Source organism: Vibrio scophthalmi LMG 19158 (assembly GCF_000222585.1).
Taxonomy (GTDB): Bacteria; Pseudomonadota; Gammaproteobacteria; order Enterobacterales; family Vibrionaceae; genus Vibrio; species Vibrio scophthalmi.
In genome coordinates, this window is sequence record NZ_AFWE01000214.1 from 1 (window position 1) to 18,137 (window position 18,137).

Annotated in this window: 15 protein-coding genes; 8 read left to right on the top strand and 7 right to left on the bottom strand. The window is 45.7% G+C overall.

The annotated features are described in order from the left end of the window. Positions 1 to 30 precede the first annotated feature (30 nt). Complete coding sequence (locus RH88_RS19340) at positions 31 to 1,242, bottom strand: multifunctional CCA addition/repair protein (RefSeq protein WP_005599216.1); 1,212 nt, start codon at positions 1,240 to 1,242, stop codon at positions 31 to 33. Positions 1,243 to 1,331: 89 nt separating this feature from the next. On the opposite strand from RH88_RS19340, the gene RH88_RS19345 reads away from it, so the two are divergent. Together RH88_RS19345 and RH88_RS19350 are read left to right on the top strand one after the other, a co-directional pair. Next, positions 1,332 to 2,957 (top strand): ExeA family protein, encoded by a 1,626-nt coding sequence (locus RH88_RS19345; protein ID WP_174269672.1) that lies wholly within the window; start codon positions 1,332 to 1,334, stop codon positions 2,955 to 2,957. After that, positions 2,957 to 3,760 (top strand): general secretion pathway protein GspB, encoded by an 804-nt coding sequence (locus RH88_RS19350; protein WP_005599220.1) that lies wholly within the window; start codon positions 2,957 to 2,959, stop codon positions 3,758 to 3,760. The genes RH88_RS19345 and RH88_RS19350 overlap by 1 nt, the downstream gene beginning before the upstream one ends. Positions 3,761 to 3,845: 85 nt before the next feature. Here the strand turns inward: RH88_RS19350 and RH88_RS19355 are convergent, their stop codons facing one another. The 3 genes from RH88_RS19355 to RH88_RS19365 all read right to left on the bottom strand — a co-directional run bounded on the left by RH88_RS19355 (position 3,846) and on the right by RH88_RS19365 (position 6,695). Further along, a complete protein-coding gene (locus RH88_RS19355; protein WP_005599222.1) occupies positions 3,846 to 4,457 on the bottom strand; it encodes a TIGR04211 family SH3 domain-containing protein in 612 nt (203 codons plus the stop codon). Positions 4,458 to 4,623: 166 nt separating this feature from the next. Continuing rightward, positions 4,624 to 5,883 (bottom strand): inorganic phosphate transporter, encoded by a 1,260-nt coding sequence (locus RH88_RS19360; protein WP_005599224.1) that lies wholly within the window; start codon positions 5,881 to 5,883, stop codon positions 4,624 to 4,626. A gap of 131 nt (positions 5,884 to 6,014) precedes the next feature. Continuing rightward, on the bottom strand, positions 6,015 to 6,695 hold the full coding sequence (locus RH88_RS19365) for a TIGR00153 family protein (RefSeq protein ID WP_005599225.1): 681 nt from the start codon (positions 6,693 to 6,695) through the stop codon (positions 6,015 to 6,017). 206 nt (positions 6,696 to 6,901) lie between these two features. On the opposite strand from RH88_RS19365, the gene RH88_RS19370 reads away from it, so the two are divergent. Then, complete coding sequence (locus RH88_RS19370; RefSeq protein WP_005599227.1) at positions 6,902 to 8,419, top strand: CYTH and CHAD domain-containing protein; 1,518 nt, start codon at positions 6,902 to 6,904, stop codon at positions 8,417 to 8,419. Positions 8,420 to 8,451: 32 nt separating this feature from the next. Here the strand turns inward: RH88_RS19370 and RH88_RS19375 are convergent, their stop codons facing one another. After that, complete coding sequence (locus tag RH88_RS19375; RefSeq protein ID WP_005599228.1) at positions 8,452 to 9,252, bottom strand: potassium channel family protein; 801 nt, start codon at positions 9,250 to 9,252, stop codon at positions 8,452 to 8,454. 103 nt (positions 9,253 to 9,355) lie between these two features. Here RH88_RS19375 and RH88_RS19380 point away from each other — a divergent pair, with 103 nt between their 5' ends. From RH88_RS19380 to hldE, 3 genes are all read left to right on the top strand, one after another. Continuing rightward, positions 9,356 to 10,612 (top strand): methyl-accepting chemotaxis protein, encoded by a 1,257-nt coding sequence (locus RH88_RS19380; protein ID WP_005599229.1) that lies wholly within the window; start codon positions 9,356 to 9,358, stop codon positions 10,610 to 10,612. 139 nt (positions 10,613 to 10,751) lie between these two features. Beyond that, the gene (gene glnE, locus RH88_RS19385; protein ID WP_005599230.1) at positions 10,752 to 13,592 is read left to right on the top strand and encodes a bifunctional [glutamate--ammonia ligase]-adenylyl-L-tyrosine phosphorylase/[glutamate--ammonia-ligase] adenylyltransferase; all 2,841 of its coding nucleotides are present in this window, start codon (positions 10,752 to 10,754) and stop codon (positions 13,590 to 13,592) included. Between the two features lie 152 nt (positions 13,593 to 13,744). Beyond that, positions 13,745 to 15,175 carry a bifunctional D-glycero-beta-D-manno-heptose-7-phosphate kinase/D-glycero-beta-D-manno-heptose 1-phosphate adenylyltransferase HldE gene (hldE, locus tag RH88_RS19390; RefSeq protein ID WP_005599231.1) on the top strand — a complete coding sequence of 477 codons (1,431 nt, stop codon included), beginning with the start codon at positions 13,745 to 13,747 and terminating at the stop codon, positions 15,173 to 15,175. A gap of 183 nt (positions 15,176 to 15,358) precedes the next feature. On the opposite strand, the gene arcA is transcribed toward hldE, so the two are convergent. Further along, positions 15,359 to 16,075, bottom strand: coding sequence for a two-component system response regulator ArcA (gene arcA, locus RH88_RS19395; RefSeq protein ID WP_005599232.1), 717 nt, complete (start codon positions 16,073 to 16,075; stop codon positions 15,359 to 15,361). A gap of 316 nt (positions 16,076 to 16,391) precedes the next feature. Here arcA and RH88_RS19400 point away from each other — a divergent pair, with 316 nt between their 5' ends. Together RH88_RS19400 and RH88_RS19405 are read left to right on the top strand one after the other, a co-directional pair. Further along, positions 16,392 to 16,790 carry a DUF3293 domain-containing protein gene (locus RH88_RS19400; RefSeq protein WP_005599233.1) on the top strand — a complete coding sequence of 133 codons (399 nt, stop codon included), beginning with the start codon at positions 16,392 to 16,394 and terminating at the stop codon, positions 16,788 to 16,790. Between the two features lie 30 nt (positions 16,791 to 16,820). After that, entirely contained in the window at positions 16,821 to 17,306 is a 486-nt protein-coding gene (locus RH88_RS19405) for a putative 4-hydroxy-4-methyl-2-oxoglutarate aldolase (RefSeq protein ID WP_005599234.1), read from the top strand. A 17-nt stretch (positions 17,307 to 17,323) separates the two neighbouring features. Here the strand turns inward: RH88_RS19405 and RH88_RS19410 are convergent, their stop codons facing one another. Beyond that, positions 17,324 to 17,776, bottom strand: coding sequence for a hypothetical protein (locus RH88_RS19410; RefSeq protein ID WP_005599235.1), 453 nt, complete (start codon positions 17,774 to 17,776; stop codon positions 17,324 to 17,326). Positions 17,777 to 18,137 lie beyond the last annotated feature (361 nt).

Here is an 18,137-nt window from a genome sequence, read left to right on the forward strand (position 1 = left end):
CTCGCTTCTCGCTTCTCGCTTCTCGCTTCTCTATGCCTCTGCGATCGCGGCCACTCTGCGTTTTTCCATCTCTTCGCGAATCGCGGCACCTTTGAAGCCATCGGCAATGATGGCTTGGACATCGACCGATAAAGCGGCTTGAAACGCTTGCTCAAAAATCCCTTTTTGTGGGTAATCGATAGTTTCAAATCCCGTTCGGCCACGGCTATCGGCCATGCAGCAGAGCAAGATATCGTCGAGGCGTTCTGCTTTGCGCCAAACATCAAATTGGTTGAGTATCTTGAGTTTGGTGGCCGGTTTTAGTTCCGCAGCCCGATGTATGTTGGAGTGCTGCTCGCAGACTAACAGCGCTAAATCACGGTATTCATTTGGAATTCGGATCCGTTCCGCCAGTTGTTTGATCAGCTTGATGCCTGTGTGGCAATGCATTTTGTGGCTTGGCCACTCTTTCTCAGGTGTCACGCCCTTGCCTAAGTCGTGCACTTGGGCGGCAAAGCGTACCGTGGTTGCGTGGCTTAATAGCGCGGCTTGTTTTGCCACCATTAAGGTATGAATACCGGTGTCGATTTCAGGGTGCCACTGCTCAGGTTGTGGAACGCCGAACAACCGATCGATTTCGGGTAACACCACCGCTAGAGCGCCGCAATCTCGCAATACTTGTAAAAACACTTGTGGATCTTGGCAGCTCAGTGATTTTTGCCATTCTTGCCAAACGCGTTCTGCAGTTAAATGCCCCAGTTCGCCATCGTTAACAATTTGCGCCATTAAGATCATGGTTTCTTCGGCAACGGTAAAACCTAAATGAGCGAGCTTGGCTGCAAAGCGTGCCACGCGCAGCACCCGCAATGGGTCTTCGATAAATGCATCTGATACATGGCGCAACTTACGGTTGAGCAGATCTTGCTGGCCGCCGTAAGGATCAATAATGTTGCCGAGTTCGTCTTGGGCCATCGCATTGATGGTCAGATCGCGACGCAGTAGATCTTCTTCTAATGTGACATCAGGGGCAAAGTAACAATCAAAGCCGGTATAGCCAGCGCCTATTTTACGCTCAGTGCGCGCGAGTGCATGCTCTTGTTTGGTCTTTGGATGGAGAAATACGGGGAAATCTTTACCCACAGCAGTATAGCCGAGTTGCAGCATCTGCTCAGGGGTTGCACCTATGACCACCCAGTCTTGGTCGTATACATCCAGATTGAGTAACTGATCGCGAACCGCGCCGCCAACTAAGAATCTTCGCACTGTGGCCTCTCTATCTATTTGAATTGTCTTTGGCTATTCTTGCCAGCAATGTTACTTTCGTTCTCAATAAATTCCCAGCGACCATTATCATGTATAACACTCATTTTGGATTTGTCGAGTTACCGTTTTCCATTGTACCGAATTCACGGTTTCTCTATTTAAGTCAACGTCATAAAGAAGCAATGCATCACCTTCAAGCTGGGTTGGGAGATGGTGGTGGTTTTGCGATGCTGACAGGGGAAGTGGGTACCGGAAAAACCACTGTTTCAAAAGCGATGCTGAAGGCGCTCGATGCCACGACTCAAACTGGCTGTATACTCAACCCGACGTTTAGCAATAGTGAATTGTTGGAAGCGATCTGTGATGAATTTAGTTTAGCCTATCCGGAACAGGCAAGCCTCAAGCAACTGACTCAGCTAATTAAGCAGTTCTTACTCGATAGCTATGCCCAGGGCAAGCAGACCTTACTCTTGATTGATGAAGCGCAGCACTTGTCGGCAGAAGTGTTAGAGCAACTAAGGTTACTGACCAATCTAGAGACGGAGCAACGAAAACTGCTCAAGGTACTATTGATTGGTCAGCCTGAATTGCAGCAAAAATTACAAATGCCGCAGTTGCGTCAGCTCGCGCAACGGATCACTGGTCGCTATCATTTGTTGCCACTTGATGGGGATGAAACGGCGAAATACATTCAATTTCGCCTACAGCTTGCCGGTGGTAACCGCGATCTCTTTTCGGCTAAATCACTTAAACATATCGCGCAAGCCACGCTGGGCATTCCGCGGTTGGTGAATTTGGTGTGCGATGCCGCGCTCAAGCGCGCTTATCACCTCGGTGAAGCGCAGCCATCTCAGCAAACCGTTCTTGCGGCGTGTGAAGAGGTGATGAGCTTTCAAACCAGTTATGCTTCACCCGCGGTAAGCCATAACCAACCTGCGCTGCGTTACGGCCTATCGACGTTACTGTATGCTTCGTTGGGTGGAGCTTTGGCATTGTGTGCTTGGTTTTACGCTCCACAGTATTTGCAACAGCCTTTTCAGCAGCAAGCTCAAATCTATATTGAACAACACTACCCAGCTAAACCAAATCGTGTGGATCAACAAGAGGTGTTCCCTAGCGAGCTGACAGCGCTGCTAAGTCACAGTAAGCCGTTAGCGAGCCAAATAGATGAGTTGTATAAGGTGTGGGGATATCGCGCCTCTGTGGTCGATACAATGTGCCTAGATAACGCACAGTCCCAGTTTCATTGTCAGAGCTTTCAGGGTTCGTTTGAGCAACTGTTAGCGACTAATTTACCTGCGGTGTTAACCTTAACCGTCGACCAAGCGACCCATTATGCGTTGTTGTATAAAGCCAGTAATGAACAGGTAGAATTATTGATTGATGGTCAGAGAGTGGCATTTGAGCGCCAATGGCTAGATCAAATCTGGTCAGGTGAATATTATTTGATTTGGCAAAAATTGTGGCATCAAGCACTTAAACCGGGCATGAGCGGTCATCCCGTGGCGAGCTTAGATTATCAACTGTCTGAAGTGCTTGGTTTGCCAATGGGCGAGACGGAGCGCTACGGCGAAATATTGAAACAAAAAGTCACTATGTTTCAGCAATGGCAGGGGTTGAGTGTTGATGGTATTGCTGGGCAGCGTACATTGCAGCGCCTAGAACTTTTATCGCAAGATCAAGCGCCGTCTTTGATGTTAAGTGAGGCATTATAATGGCAAACCTAATTGAGCAACTTAGCGTGTCGCAGCAAGGCTATCAGAGTCATCATACTGCGCCATTGCAATACCATTTAAAGCCAGCGCCAATTCGTCATCGTCGCTGGCCAATGATGCTGAGCTTGCTATTAATGCCTCCGGTTGTGGTGCTGGGCTGGCAAGCTTATAGCGACTATCAAGCTCAGCGAGAGACTTGGTTAGCTAACAATCAGGGTAAGGTTGAGATTGTGGATCGCTCTGCCCCCTTGGCTATTTTGCCGTATCCGCAGTTTTTAGAATTGGCGGAGACGACTCATCATCAGTTCGATGTGAACGATAACATGCTGCTTGATGACACGTTCTCATCGACGGAGTCCGTTGAGAGTAAAGTGGCGAATCAAGAGAGTAGCCCATCGAATATGGAACCGAGCAAGCAAGCACTTGATGAGCAAGAGGTGAGTGAAGATGACTTACTGAGTGGACTCGATTTAAGCGGCTTATCGCCTGATATCGCTCAGCGTCTACAAGCGGCGATGGAGTCTCCAGAGGCGCAGGTCGACGTAGAGCAAGGTATCGCGGCACAGGCATTAGCGAAAAATAGCCGCCAGTGGGTGGGTAAATTACCGCCGTTGAATTTCCAAACCCATGTTTACTCAAGTAATGAAGCGAAACGTTGGGTGAAAATTAATGGTGTCGAGTATAAACAAGGTGATCGAATTGGTCATGATGTCGCTTTGATCGCAATTGAGCCACAAGCCTGTGTGATTGACTTCCAAGGCGAGATGATACGAGTACCGGCGTTATACGATTGGCAAGGCTAATCGTTATCATCCATTGATCAAGAAAGCTTGCCGATCATCAGATAATAAAAAAGGTCACGCCAGCGTGACCTTTTTTAATGAATGCTTATGCCCACCCGTTTGGCGAGCGACGCTTGCGCGGTACAAGGTGAGGTAACACCAAGCCGAATAGCAAGCCGATACCAGCAACACCACCGCCATACATAAAGTACTTAAGCAGTAGGTCATCTTTTTGTGTATCAAGCTTCGCACGTAGGTTACGAACTTCTGTTTGAGAAGCGGTTAACTGCTGGCTCATGTCGCCGTAATTTTTTTCTAGCTCAGAAATCTGGCTGTTACGGGTATTGAGAGAATCGACCAGACCTTCTTTTTCGCGGTTAGCGATATCGTTAGCGTTAGCCAGTTTCTCTTTCACAACCGAGAGCTCTTTTTCCAGCTTAGGTAGGCGAGTCGACATGCCTTCTTGAGTGGTGATAAAGCTGGTGGATACCCAACCTTTACGACCACGGCTGTCTACAACTTGGCTATAGCCCGACTTTTTGTCCACACTGACAAGATTCACTTTCTCGCCAGCATTGACACTACCAATGATTCGGAACTGGTTGCTTGGACCAGCATGCATATAGGTGAAGAGATTATCAGAGATAAAGCGATCTTTAGCCATTGCAGCAGGTACGGCAATTACACATGCTAAGATCAAAAAAACCAATTTTTTCACGGTAAATCCTTTAACAGTCATCAAGCTTTCAGCGAGGGAGATACTCCCGAACTGCAAATAGTATGAAGTTTTTTTTTCTGGTGCAACAAAGAAGGGAGGCTAAGCCTCCCTTTCTGCGGTCTTGAGTCAATAATGACAGTGCATTTACACAGTCCTGACCTATTGACTAGCCAAATGACGCTTGAATAGCGTAGAAGAATACTACCGCTAATAGTGCGCCCGCTGGCAATGTTACAATCCAAGATGCCACGATGTTACGAATAACACCTAGGTTTAGCGCCGCGATACCACGAGCAAAACCAACACCTAAAATCGCACCAACCAGTGTTTGTGTGGTTGAGATTGGTAGACCAGTACCAGAAGCAAGTACCACAGTACAAGCTGTTGCTAGCTGAGCGGCAAAGCCACGGCTAGGCGTTAGTTCGGTAATACCGGTACCCACAGTTGCCATTACTTTGTGACCTAGCGTTGCTAGACCAACCACGATACCAAAACCACCTAGTGGAAGAATCCACCATACGATTTCGCTCTTACCAGTAATTGAACCCATGTGTTGTACTGTAGATACAACAGCCGCTAGAGGACCGATTGCGTTTGCAACATCGTTTGAACCATGAGCAAATGCCATTGCACAAGCGGTGATTACCATTAATACGCTGAAGATACCTTCTACGCCTGCAAAGCCGTGGTCATCTTCACGGTTAGCAAATTTCTTCTGGATGTAGAAGTAACCGCCAACCATTACCAATGCTGATACCGCAGCAGCCCAAACCCACGCTTCACCATTTGATAGGTGTAGACCAACGTGTTTAAGACCTTTTTTAATCGTTACTAGCGCAATCACCATAGTGGTAATGAACATGTAGACAGGTACAAAGCGCTTCGCATTTAAAAGAGGTTTCTCAGTATCGAAGATCAGTCGTTGTGCGCTGACAAAAATCACATAAGCGAAGAAGCCAGAAATAACAGGGGTAACAATCCAGCTACCAACGATGCCTTGAACACTGCTCCAGTCAACCGCTTCAGTACCAACTGATACACAAGCAAAACCGATGATTGCACCGATAATTGAGTGTGTAGTTGATACCGGCCAACCCATGTAAGAGGCGAGTAATAGCCATGTACCAGCAGCTAATAGCGCTGACATCATGCCGTACACAAGCACGTCAGGTTGAGAAGCGAAAAGAGACGTTTCGATCACGCCTTTACGGATTGTATCGGTTACTTCACCACCGGCAAGGTAAGCACCTGCAAATTCAAAGATCATCGCAATGATGATCGCTTGTTTTACCGTCAGTGCTTTCGAGCCTACTGATGTACCCATCGCATTGGCAACGTCATTCGCACCAATACCAATTGCCATCATGAAACCGAATAAAGCTGCAACAATAATCAGGACAGTGCCGTAGTTCGCAAGGATATCCATCGTAATACCTAGTTGTTTGATAACAAGCGGAGCAAATTTTTGACACGAGAAAGCCCCATCGGCGCCGATATATTCATTGCCTAACTGGGGTGTGCTAAAAAATACTCTTCGTTATTGAGTTTAACTTAACGTTATGAGCGTGACAGCATTACTTCTAATCGAGCACCAACACGTTGTGCTTGATCGGCAATACCACCTACCCATTCTAAAATTTTGTAAAGGAACATCACATCGATTGGATTCAAATCTTGTTCGATCAACATTAGCTGTTGGCGAAGTTGGATTTGCATCGCATCAGTGTCATCTTCAATCATGTCCAACTGATTAATCATCTCTGCAACCAGAGTGACTTCACGGCCTTTGAATCCTGTCTCCAACAATTCATCCAGCTCATTGATCACTTTCTGCGCTTGTTGTGCCGCGTCTAAACAACGTTTCACGTAAGCGATAAAGTTCTCTTGAAGAGGAGCAGGGATAGACAGTTGGCGGCCATAAACACGACCTGCGATGTCTTTTGCAAGGTTTGCAAGTTTGTCTTGCTGCGTTAGTAGCTCCAACATGTCGCTACGATCCACAGGCATAAACAAACCACGAGGAAGTTTCAGACGAATTTCGCGCTTTAGCACATCCGCTTCTTTCTCAAGGTGAGAAATTTGAGCACGAATTTCAGATGCTTTTTCCCAGTCTCCTTGCGCACAAACTTCGAAGAAGTTTACAAGGTGAGAGCAGCATTCATTTACGCACACTACGTGGCGCTGCAAAGGCTTAATAGGGGACTTTGCAAATAACCCCATAATTGTATTTACTGGCATGGTCATTCAACCTAATTAATATAACCTATAAATAACATACACCCTTTTGAAGATGAAATGTTGAACGATGGCTATAAAGGCGCGCATGGTAACGCATTAAATCTGTCATTAAAACTGTTTTAGATCATCATTCGAGCGATATTTCGCTCTTGCCGAGTGAGAAATTAGGCAATATCCTGTCTCTATCTGCTTTGAAAGGTATAACTATGGAAACCGAGATAGAACTGAAGTTTTTTGTTTCTCCAGAATTTTCAGAAACTTTACGTAATAAGATTTCCGAAACAAAGGTTCTTCAGCACAGCTGTCGAGAGCTAGGTAACACCTACTTTGACACACCTGATAACTGGCTGAGACAGCATGATATTGGTCTCCGCATTCGTCGCTTCGATGAAGTCTATGTTCAAACAGTCAAGACGGCAGGACGCGTCGTCGCGGGCTTGCATCAACGACCTGAATATAATGCCGAACATAACTGCAACGATCCAGTGCTTGCTTTGCATCCGAGCGATATTTGGCCAAGCGGTAAAAGTATCGACACACTGCAAAGTGAATTATCTCCGTTATTTTCGACCAACTTCACGCGTGAACAGTGGTTGGTTTGTATGGCGGATGGCAGTCAAGTTGAAGTCGCTTTTGACCAAGGTGTGGTTATCTCTGGTGATCTAACCGATACCATTTGTGAAGTGGAGTTGGAGCTTAAATCAGGCCAGACTGACGCTTTATTTACGCTGGCTCGCACTTTCAGTGATGCAGGCGGGATGCGCTTAGGTAACTTAAGCAAAGCCGCACGCGGTTATCGCTTAGCGTTGGGCTATCAAGGTGACCAAGTCAAGCCGATGGCGCTAGTGGATACCGACAAAAATGATTCATTGGAATCGTGTCTGATTAATTCTCTTGAGCACGCATTATCTCATTGGCATTACCACGAACAGATCTACTCTGAGCGTGAGTCAATTGATGCGCTGCATGAGATCAAAAATGCCATCAGTTTTATCCGCCAAACCTTTACCATTTTCGGTGATGTGGTACCGCGTAAAGCGAGCGCTTTGATTCGCCAAGAGCTGAAGTGGCTTGAGCAGGATCTGGCATGGATAAAGCAGTTCGACTATTTAGATGATCTGTTAGAAGACAAAGGTCATGCGTTACGTAAACTTGATGCTCGCAAGTTCTTGATTAAAGAGCTGTCTGACTTGCAACAAGATCTTCCTTCTCGTGAAGAGATGCTTGAGCAATTTAATTCGGCGCGTTACACCGCTTTGTTGCTTGATCTTAGTCGTTGGATTTTAACCCGTGGCTGGCAGCCATTCTTGGATGACAAGTCACGCAGTGCGATTTCGCAAAACATCTTACCTTTCTCGGTCGTACAGTTAGAACGTACTTGGCATGAGCTAATGGCCGCATTCCCGCCAGAAAAAGAGTTGGTGTCACAAGATTACATCGATCAGCAGTATCATTTGATGCGTAACTTATATACCGGTGTTGGTTTTGCCAGTTTATATGATGCCGAAGAACGAAACCGCTTCCGTCTACCTTGGGCTGATCTGCTTCAAGGTATTGATGACTTACTAACCTTAAAACCATTAAAGCAGTTGGTGGATAAGTTAGAAGGTGATGAGCGTGAGCAGCTTGAGCGTTGGTTACTCCGTCAAGAAAGCTCAATCTTACATGCGATGGAGCAAACTCGTGCCATCAGCATTGAAGCTGAGCCTTACTGGCAAGAATAATTTTTGCTGACTTACTGAAATGAAAAGGAGAGCTATTGCTCTCCTTTTTTGTGGTCGTTATCTTGATGCAGCTTATCGATATCGCGGGTCATTCTGCGTTCGAGTTTTTCTAATCGAGTCAAAATCGTTTGTTGCTGCTCTAATAGTGCGATCATTTGTTGTTCTTTTTGCTCCGCTTTTAGCGCTTGCATTCGTGTCGGCGAGGTGATCATCGAAGTGATCAAGCCGGAAATCATACCAAACAACCCCACACCACAAAGGATCACACCGGAGGCGAGGATTTTACCTGCGTCAGTGACTGGGTAGTGATCACCGTAGCCGACAGTAGAAATCGTCACTAGAGCCCACCACAGTGCATCGCCGCCCGTTTTGATATTGGCATCCGGCGAATGGCCTTCAAGAAACAGCATCATGCTAGAACCTAACGTTAATAAGATCACCAGCAATAGCAATATTGATGCAATGGTGGTTTCTTTGCGATTGCTTAAAAGTTGCTTAACCACGCTACGACTGGAGCGGATAACCAACACCACACGCAAAATATGAAAGAGGCGAGCAAAGCGTAATGGTTCGATCATAGGCAGGCTCGCAAGGAAATCGATCCAATGGCGTTTCAAAAATTGCACCCGATCTGTGGCGCGGATCAAATCAATCGATAGTTGTAGTATAAAAATACTGCAGATGATGAAATCCAGGCCGATAAGAACTTGACGTGTTTCATTACTGATCGGCATAAACAATAAGCCTGAGATCACAAATAACGCCATAAAAGAAAGAATTAGTGATAACAAGCTCATCGGCTTCGTGTCGTCTTTGGTATCATTTCTATTCATACGAGGCTCAAAATAAATTGTTGGTACTAGTAAAAAAGTACCAAAAAGGTGGGCGGCAGTAATTTTATTCTATTTAGAATATATGACTTAGCGGAGAACTAATATGACGACAATGGCATTTAAGCCCTGGGAACGAGTGATTACGGATATTCGACTGGTTCCTAAAATGGCGTTGCTGATGGTGTTCAGTACCTTACTGATCGTCGGCAAACAGCTATGGGACGCTAATACGTTCTACGACTCACTTTTGATGGTCACTGACAGCGCTGAAGTTGCTCGTGAACATTATGAAGCCTACCTAGTACAAGTAGTATGGCAAACCATGCTGTTAATTGGAGTCTTTGTCGTTATTTTGTTGTTTGCCGCACGAGTGATGCTGCGTCAAACTCACTATCTTAATGAAGCGATTAAAAAGATGGCCAGTGGCGATCTCTCATCTCCAATCTTACTGCAATGCAAAGATGAATATGGCGATGTGGCGCGTGAGTTGGAAAAGACCCGCTCTCAGTTGCAAGAGTTAATCAAGGTGCAGCTAAGTTCTTCGCAAGAGTTAGCGGGGCTAACGGAAGTGATGACTTTGAGCATGTCGGAAACCAAAGAATCAGCTCAAGAAGAGTTTGAAGAAATTGACCAATTGGCAACCGCAATGAGCGAAATGACCTCAACGGTACAAACTGTTGCAGATCATGCGCAAAATGCTTCTTCATTAACGGAAAGTGCCTCTACTCAAGCGGCGACAGGTCAACGTTTTGTGCAAGATACGGTGAGTAAAATCAGTGAGCTGTCACAAGATATCTCAGCGTCGGCTCAAGCGGTAAATGAAGTGGAAGAGAGCGTTGATGCAATTGGTAGTGTTGTGGGTACCATCCAAGGTATTTCGGAGCAAACTAACTTGCTAGCATTGAACGCGGCAATTGAAGCGGCACGTGCCGGTGAAGCGGGCCGTGGCTTTGCTGTCGTCGCTGATGAAGTGCGTAATCTTGCTCAACGCACCCAACAAGCGACCATCGAAATCCAAGAAATGATCTCGCAATTGCAATCAAGCGCAAGTTCAGCAGTGGGTTTGATGGAAAAAAGCGTTGTGGAAGCAGCGGAAGGCGTTGAACTGGTCACTAATGCTGGTACTGAGCTGGATGGCATCGTTCTGCAAGTGAATCAAATCAACGATATGAACTTCCAAATTGCTACCGCCGCTGGCCAGCAAAGCAGCGTGGCGGAAGAGATGAACCAAAACCTGACCAATGTTCGAGAACTCGTTGAAGCCTCGGTGACGGTGGTGGGCGAGTTGCTCGAAACCTCAGAAATCATGCAGCAAAATGCCGAAGAGTTAGATAAGAAGATCAGCGCATTTAGAGTGTAATCTCACAGACTGAGTGAATAGACGCCTGCTAACAATTAGCAGGCGTTTTTTATTGCGTAAAGTTTGCTATAACTAGCGTTTTAAAGCCGCAATCAAGCTCAGATAAGATATCTCAGCCAGCAAATTACAAGGAAGCCCCATGCCATTGCCTGAAACCCTCTTGGCCACCTCTCAATCAGCACTCGCTCAATTGGAAGAGTATCAACTGGAACAGCATTGGCCTGCTGACATATATCAGCAATTGGAATACGTCGCAGGGCTAAGTCCATTTGTGATTGAAACGCTAGCTAGGGATGAAACTTTGCGTCAAATCCTGCCAAGTATGCTGAGCGATCCACAACGCTGTGAAGATTATCGTCAACATCTGGCATCCTTGCTAGAGAATTGTCACGATGAAGTGGCAGGGCTACGCATACTACGCCAGTTCCGTAATCGTGAGATGAGCTACATCGCTTGGCGCGACTTTAATGCCACTTGGCCGTTAGAACATAGCTTAAAGCATCTCTCCTATTTGGCTGAGGCGATGATATTTGAGACTTATCAGTGGCAATACAAAGCGTGTTGCGAGCAATGGGGCACGCCATGTAATGAGCAAGGTGAAGCGCAACCGATGCTGATCATTGGTATGGGAAAATTGGGTGGAGGTGAACTGAATTTCTCGTCTGATATCGACTTGATTTTTACCTACCCTGAAAACGGTGAGACACAAGGCACTCGCCGAAGTATTTCTAACGCTCAGTTCTTCACCCGTTTAGGTCAACGGATCATTAAAGCACTCGATCAACAAACCTTTGATGGCTTCTGTTATCGCGTTGACATGCGCCTGCGTCCATTTGGTGACAGCGGGCCCTTAGTGATGAGCTATGCTGCACTGGAAGATTATTACCAAGAGCAAGGACGAGATTGGGAGCGTTACGCGATGATTAAAGCACGCGTAATGGGCAGCGAAATGTATCCGCAATATCAAGAACTGCGGAAGATGCTGCGTCCTTTTGTCTTCCGTCGCTATATCGACTTTAGTGCGATTCAATCGCTGCGCCGCATGAAATCAATGATTAGCAGTGAAGTACGCCGCCGTGGGCTGACTAACAACATCAAGCTCGGTGCAGGGGGGATACGTGAGATTGAGTTTATTGCTCAAGTGTTCCAATTGATCCGCGGTGGTCGTGAGCCAAGTTTACGTCAACGAGGTCTATTGGTGACGTTAGAGGCGATTGATGAGTTAGAACTGCTCAATAAGCAAGAGGTTACCCATCTAACGGAGGCATATAAGTTCTTACGTCGTTCAGAAAACCTGCTGCAAGCGATGGCCGATAAGCAAACGCAAACACTGCCAGAGAATGAGCAGGAACAATTGCAGTTGGCGACAGCAATGGGCTATCTAAGTTGGTCGGCATTATTGGATGATACTCGTCTACACATGACCAATGTCCATCAAGTGTTTACTCATCTGATTGGCGATGATGATGAAGAACAAACGGAAGTGGCGAAACACTTTCAAGAGTTGTGGGATATGGCGCATAAAGCCGATGTACTTGAGCAGATCCTTAGCCATGACTTGCAACTAGAAGAAAGCGCAGAATTAACTCAAACCATTATTCAGTTTAAGAGTGACTTAGCGAAGAAAACCTTGGGGCCGCGTGGGCGTGAAGTACTAAACCGCTTAATGCCGAAAATATTCCAAGCCATCTTTGCCCATCAAGATGCCAAATTTGGTTTATCGCGAGTGCTGCATTTACTGCATAAAATCGTCACGCGTACGACTTACCTAGAACTACTCGATGAGCATGAAGCGGCGTTAACGCAACTCGTACGTTTATGTACCGCCAGTCCGATGATTTCGGAGCAATTAGGCCGTTATCCTATTTTGTTGGATGAGCTGATTGATCCTCAGCAGTTGTATAACCCTGTGCCGCTCGACTCATACCGTACCGAACTGCGAGACTATTTGGCGCGCATCCCGGAAGATGACATGGAGCAGCAGATTGAAGCGCTGCGCCAGTTTAAGCAAATTTGTATTTTACGTATTGCGGCGGCGGATATTGCCGGTGTATTACCGGTGATGAAAGTGAGTGATCACTTAACCTACCTGTCAGAAGCGATTGTGGAGTCGGTGGTTAATCAAGCTTGGCTGCAAATGTGTGAGAAGTATGGCCAGCCGAATCATTTAAAAGACCGTGAAGGCAAAGGTTTTGCGGTGGTCGGTTATGGCAAGGTCGGTGGCTGGGAGCTTGGTTATAATTCCGATCTCGATATCGTCTTTATGCACGATTGTCCGGTCAGTGCTTACACTGATGGTAAAAAAGAGATAGATGGTCGCCAATTCTATCTGCGCCTTGCTCAACGTATTATCCATATTTTTTCGATCCGCACCGCTTCAGGCATTCTCTACGAAGTGGACACGCGCTTACGCCCTTCTGGAGTATCAGGTCTATTGGTGAGTCCAACGGATGCGTTTGAAGAGTATCAACGGAATGAAGCGTGGACATGGGAGCACCAAGCCTTGGTGCGTGCGCGTATGATTTATGGTGATGAGCCGTTGCAACAGGCATTTGGTCAAATCCGTCATGCGATTTTGACCCTGCCACGTGATAGTGATGATTTGAAGAAGCAAGTGGTCGATATGCGGATCAAAATGCGTGATCATTTAGGCGGTAAAAAAGCTGGCCGCTTTATGCTCAAGCAAGATCCAGGCGGCATCACCGATATTGAGTTTCTCGCTCAATACTTAGTTCTCAACTACAGTCATCAAAAGCCTAAGTTGACACGTTGGTCTGATAATGTGCGTATTTTCGAGTCTTTGATCGCACAAGGTATTATGGATGAATCACAAGCGCTTGCAGTGACCAATGCTTACACCATGATGCGCGATCAGATCCATCACCGTAATCTACTCAATCTTGATACGGACTTGGCAGAGGATAAGTTTGTCCAAGAACGCGCTTTAGTGGTAGATGTGTGGCAGCGGTGGTTAGAATAGCAATAGCGAGCTAAGTGGCCTCGAGATGCTTGCTGGAGAGAGCCGGCGCAGACTTTAAAGACAACTTCTTGCCATCACTTGGCTATACAAAGGTTTAGGCGGTCAAAACCCTATGATAAACTTTGGCCAGATATACATATTGGAGATTCACAATGAAACCAATCCTACCTGACTACAGTCAAGCAGGCGTTCTTATTGTTGGTGACGTAATGTTAGACCGCTACTGGCATGGCCCGACAGGCCGCATTTCGCCAGAAGCGCCTGTACCTGTAGTGAAAGTAGAAAACAACGAAGAGCGACCAGGTGGTGCAGCTAACGTTGCTATGAACATCGCGTCACTGGGTGGGCATGCTCATATCGTTGGGTTAACAGGGATTGATGAACCAGCGAATGTACTCAGTGAGACACTCTCTGCACTGAAAGTTAAATGTGACTTTGTTTCACTACCAGATTTTCCGACCATTACTAAGCTTCGAGTGCTGAGTCGTGGTCAACAACTGATTCGTTTAGACTTTGAAGAGAAGTTTGAGAATGTCGATGCCGCGCTGATCCTTGAGCGTATGGAACAAGCATTGCCTAACGTAAAATCAGTGGTGTTATCGGATTACGATAAAGGCGCGTTAGAGCATGTGCAGCAGTTTATTCAAAAAGCGCGCGCTGCAGGTGTACCGGTATTTATCGACCCGAAAGGTGCCGATTTTGAACGCTACCGTGGTGCGACACTATTGACGCCAAACATGGCGGAATTTGAATTGGTTGTCGGCAAAGTAAAATCAGACCAAGAATTGGTTGAGAAAGGCCTCGCGCTGATCGAGCAGTTTGATTTTGAAGCACTGTTGGTGACACGTAGCGAACATGGCATGACATTACTACGTCGTGGCGAAGAGCCGTTCCATCTGCCGACACAAGCAAAAGAAGTATTTGATGTCACTGGTGCGGGCGATACAGTTATTTCTGTTTTGGCTGCTTCTGTGGCTGCGGGTAAACCACTTGATCAGTCTTGTGCGCTAGCGAATGCAGCGGCAGGTGTCGTGGTTGGCAAATTGGGTACATCAACCCTATCTACGATTGAACTAGCGGAAGCGATTCATGGTAGCCATGATACCGATTTCGGTGTTATTTCTGAGCAAGGCTTGATTGAAGCTGTGAAGAAGGCGCAATCTCGTGGTGAGAAAGTGGTGATGACCAATGGTTGTTTCGATATTTTGCATGCAGGTCATGTTTCTTACCTAAATCACGCAGCCAAATTAGGCCAACGTCTGATCGTTGCGGTAAATACCGATGAGTCAGTGAAACGCTTAAAAGGACCGGGTCGTCCAGTGAATCCAACCGATCGCCGTATGGCGGTGCTAGCAGGCCTAGGCGCTGTCGATTGGGTCGTTCCTTTTTCAGAAGATACCCCACAGCGCTTAATTGCGGCAGTGTTACCGGATCTTTTGGTTAAAGGTGGCGATTACAAACCGGAAGAGATTGCCGGTGGTGCTGAAGTGATCGCTAATGGCGGTGCAGTGAAAGTTCTCAACTTTGAAGATGGCTGTTCAACCAGCGAAATCATTAATGCGATTAAGGGTGGTAAAGGCTAAGCGGTCTGAATCATACTGTCGACCAAGACGCTCATCATTGATGGGCGTTTTTTTATTCTCGATTTCTCTTTTCTCTTTTCTCAATTCTCGATTCTCTTCTCTCGATTCTCCTTTTTCTTTCTGGAATATAAAAGCCAAAAAAAAGGAGCCATAGGCTCCTTTATCGCATCTTGAGAAGAGTGATTAGTCTTCTAGTTCGCCACAAAAACGGTAACCTTCACCGTGGATTGTTGCGATGATTTCTGGCGTACCAGATACTGATTCGAAGTGTTTACGAATACGACGGATTGTTACGTCAACCGTACGATCGTGTGGCTTAAGCTCACGACCAGTCATCTTCTTCAGTAGATCTGCACGAGTTTGGATCTTGCCTGGGTTCTCACAGAAGTGTAGAAGTGCACGGAACTCTGAACGAGGCAGCTTGTAGCTTTCTGCACTTGGGCTAACCAGTGAGCGACTGTTGATGTCTAGTACCCAACCGTTGAATTGGTATTTCTCTACGCTACGTTTCTCTTCTTGAACAGCACTAGAGTTCATAGAACGGTTTAGTAGGTTACGAGCACGGATAGTCAGTTCACGTGGGTTGAAAGGCTTAGTGATGTAGTCATCAGCGCCGATTTCAAGGCCCAAGATCTTATCTACTTCGTTGTCACGACCAGTTAGGAACATTAGAGCTACATTTGCTTGCTCACGCAGTTCACGTGCAAGCAATAGACCATTCTTACCTGGCAGGTTGATGTCCATGATCACCAAGTTGATCTGACTTTCTGTCAGAACGTGGTGCATCTCTTCACCGTCACTGGCCTCAAAAACAGCGTATCCCTCTGCTTCAAAAATACTCTTTAGAGTGTTACGAGTTACTTGCTCATCTTCTACAATCAGAATCTGCGGGGTTTGCATTGGCGGTACCTAAACTTGTGAAAAAAATGGTTTAATAGAATAAATTCTAGGCAAAAACATTACGTACAGGTAATTTGATTTTGAGATAAAACAAAGATTGTTCTCAAACTCATGTCTGAATGCCTGCCATCCTTGGTGTTACTTTCTTTCAAAAGAGGTTCCTTGCCCTGATTTATTGCTATTAGGCGTTGAAACGGATTTTATATAGTTAACAGCATGCTAACAACGTCCAAATGTTAATTCCATTCACTTTGTTGATTTATATCAATAGATCGAATGTAACAAATATTAATAGTATCCGGCAAATGTAAAAATAATGATTGGTGCAATAATGGATGCTCACTTGTGGAAAATTTACTGTGATCCTTACTTCAAATTTGACAAAATAATTGAGCTTAATGACTTTGTTGTCATTACTGCGAGTAACCCAAAAAGCGTTAAGCTTTCTGATGGTGAAAACAGTATAAGAAATAAGCACTTGAGTGATAATTTGCAACAATTTTACCCGGTGAGATTATTGGTCGGCAATCACGATTTTTCATGGTTTGAAGAGAGTTTTGCTGCGCAAATTTCGCTTTCAATCGCCGTTGAGTTAGCGCATAAATATCAGCAGAACGCGATTTATTTTGTGCAAGATGGCCAGTTGTTTTTGTTGTCTTGCCGATCAGATAAGACCCAGATCGATCTAGGAGAGTGGTGCCATCGACTGAGATAAGGATTTCAAATTAGCTTCATGGAGGAAAGCATGAGAGACATAACCCCTGACATTTGTGACAAGTTTGAAAGTCACGTAACTTACGTAAATTTACCACTAAGTCACTTTGGACGCCGTACTGCCTTTTGGGGTGAAATAGTCACGGTTCGCTGTTATCACGACAATTCAAAAGTACGTGAAGTGTTAAGCCAGAACGGTCGAGGAAAAGTGTTAGTTGTCGACGGTAATGGTTCATGTCAAAAAGCTTTACTCGGTGATCAATTGGCCATTCTCGCGATTGAAAACGATTGGGAAGGGATCATTGTTTATGGCGCGGTACGTGATGTCGCAATGATGGCGGAAATGGAGCTGGGCATTATGGCGTTAGGGACGTGCCCATTTAAAACTGAAAAACGAAATGTTGGTGAAATTGGTGTCACCTTATCATTGCAAAAGCAAATGATTCAGCCCGGTGATTATGTGTACGCCGATTGGAACGGTATTTTGACATCTGAGCAACTGCTAAACTGGAATTGATGTGACGTTCTATTAAGTTAGAAACGGAAGCCAATACCCACTTCAACCCCTTTTTGCCACTCTTGGTAGTCGAGAGTGGCATGAAAATCTAAATGCTCACTCAATTGCACTCGGCTTGACACCTCGGCGCCGATACCACTTTCTAGGCCTTTAGGCGCATCATTATCGGTGTAAGAGTGCAGAGTACTCTTTACTGACAAGCGTGGTGATACTTGATAACTCAGGCCGCTTAAAAAGCCCCCTTCGTTTTGCTTGGTCAAGCGAGTTCCGACATACAGATCGACTTTGTCGAATAAACTATAGGCGTAGCCGCTATCTATCGTCCATGAATCAAAGTTGTGTTGACTGCTTTCACTGGAAAGGAACATTCGGTGCGGTGAGTTATTCGCTTGAAAAGGGGCAGTAAACAGATCTGAGGCGCTCGCCGTGCCAGTGAGCAAGGCAAGAGTAAGACTGATTATTTTAATCATTCATCACCCCAATCCATTTGGTTAAATTGATAAATATTCCACTGCAAGATCAATTAAAGCATAAAACTTATGGACTAGCGGTAAAATTTAACCGTTAGCTAGCAATTTTGATACGTGCGTACGGTTTTTAGTCAGCTTTGGCTCGATAAAATGACTTAGGTGAGCGAAACATAAGCAAAAAATCGAAAGTTTTCGTTGACTCTCTGTTAGAAAACAAGGTAAATGTAAGGTAAGTAAATACAAGAATCCAACAAGACGATATGTTTGATAACAGCCTAACAGTAATGACCACAACCATTATTATGACCAGCACAATACGCGTTGGGGCAGGCTGCTGAGCGAAAAATTTTCAAAAAAAGGC